The organism is Asticcacaulis sp. AC402, from assembly GCF_000495835.1.
Classification (GTDB): Bacteria; Pseudomonadota; Alphaproteobacteria; order Caulobacterales; family Caulobacteraceae; genus Asticcacaulis.
The window spans coordinates 1-1717 of the sequence record NZ_AWGC01000008.1; the positions used below are offsets into that span (position 1 = coordinate 1).

1 protein-coding gene is annotated in these 1717 nt (G+C 58.6%); it reads left to right on the forward strand.

Going from position 1 to position 1717, the window contains the following annotated elements:
- Positions 1–1717: calcium-binding protein (locus tag ABAC402_RS25065; protein ID WP_023448421.1), on the forward strand; the 1717-nt coding region annotated here is incomplete at both ends.

The window sequence follows — 1717 nt, forward strand, 5'->3', positions numbered from 1 at the left end:
GGTCCTGGCAGCCGTTTCCTTCGCCCTTGGCGATAACGTCGAAAACCTCACCCTGACGGGCGCCGGCAATATCAACGTTACCGGCAATGGCCAGAATAACGCTCTGGTCGGCAATAGCGGTAACAACCTGCTTGACGGCGGCGTTGGAGACGATTCCATGTCCGGCGGACTGGGTGACGACACCTACCGGGTCGATGCGGTTGGGGATCTCGTTACGGAGGCGGCGGGTGAAGGCAATGACCGGGTCGAAAGTGCGGTAAGCTATGTGCTGGGGTCGGAAACTGAGCATCTCCTTCTGAGCGGCTCTGGCAATATCAACGGTACAGGCAATGGCGGCGATAATGCCGTCGGCGGGAATGCCGGGAACAATGTCCTGAACGGTGGCGCCGGCAATGATACCCTCACCGGTGGTCTGGGTAATGACACCTATTATGTCGATGCCGCGGGCGATCAGGTGGTCGAAGTTTCTGGCGGCGGCTCCGATCTGGTTCTGTCCACCGTCAGTGTGTCGCTGGCTGGGACTGTGGTCGAAAACCTGACCCTGACCGGCAGTGATAATCTCACCGGTACCGGGAATGGATCGGGGAATGTACTCACCGGCAATACCGGCAATAACAGCCTGGATGGTCAGGCTGGCAACGACACCATGGCCGGCGGGCTGGGCAACGATACCTATTACGTCAATGCCACCGGCGACAATGTGGTGGAAACCAGTGGAGAGGGAACGGACACCATCCTTGCCTCTGTCAACTACAGCCTTTCCGGCCGCATCGTCGAAGTTCTGGCCCTGACAGGCACCGCCAACCTGACTGCGACCGGCAATTCGCTGGGCAACAGCCTTGTCGGAAATGACGGCAACAATCTGCTGGATGGCCAGGGCGGTAATGACACTCTGACCGGAGGGTTGGGCAACGACACCTACATTGTGAATGTCGCCGCCGACGTCGTGGTCGAGACCGCGGCGGCCGGAAACGACCTTGTGCAGGCGTCTGCCACCTATACCTTAAGCAACGATGTCGAACGCCTTGAACTCACTGGCATCGCAAGTATCGATGGCACCGGAAACGGGTTGAATAACAGCCTGACGGGGAATTCTGGCAATAACAGCCTGGACGGTGCCGGCGGTGCTGACACGATGATCGGCGGCCTGGGCAACGATACATATTACATCGACAACGCATCAGACAAGATCACCGAACTGGCCAGCGAAGGCACTGACTTAGCGGTCGCTTCGGTCAGCTACCTGATGGCGGGTACGGTGCTGGAAAACCTGAACCTAACCGGTTCCTCCGATATTGACGCCACAGGCAATGGCGTCGGCAACAAGCTGACAGGTAATTCCGGAAACAACAGGCTGGATGGCCAGGGCGGCAACGATACTTTGGCGGGCGGGTTCGGCAATGACACATATATCGTTCAGAATACGGGCGACAAGGTCGTCGAGGACAGCGGCCAAGGCACGGACACAATCAAAGCGAGTGTCACCTATAGCTTGACAGGTCGTTATGCTGAAACTCTGGAACTGACCGGTTCTGCCAACATCGACGCCAGTGGCAACAGCCTGGTAAATACTCTGATTGGCAACGATGGGAACAACGTACTGAACGGACTGGGCGGTAACGACACCCTGACCGGGGGCGAAGGGGCGGACATCTTCCTCTTCCAAACCGGCAGCCGCGCGGACCGGGTCGACGACTTCAGTGCGGCGCAGGGCGAC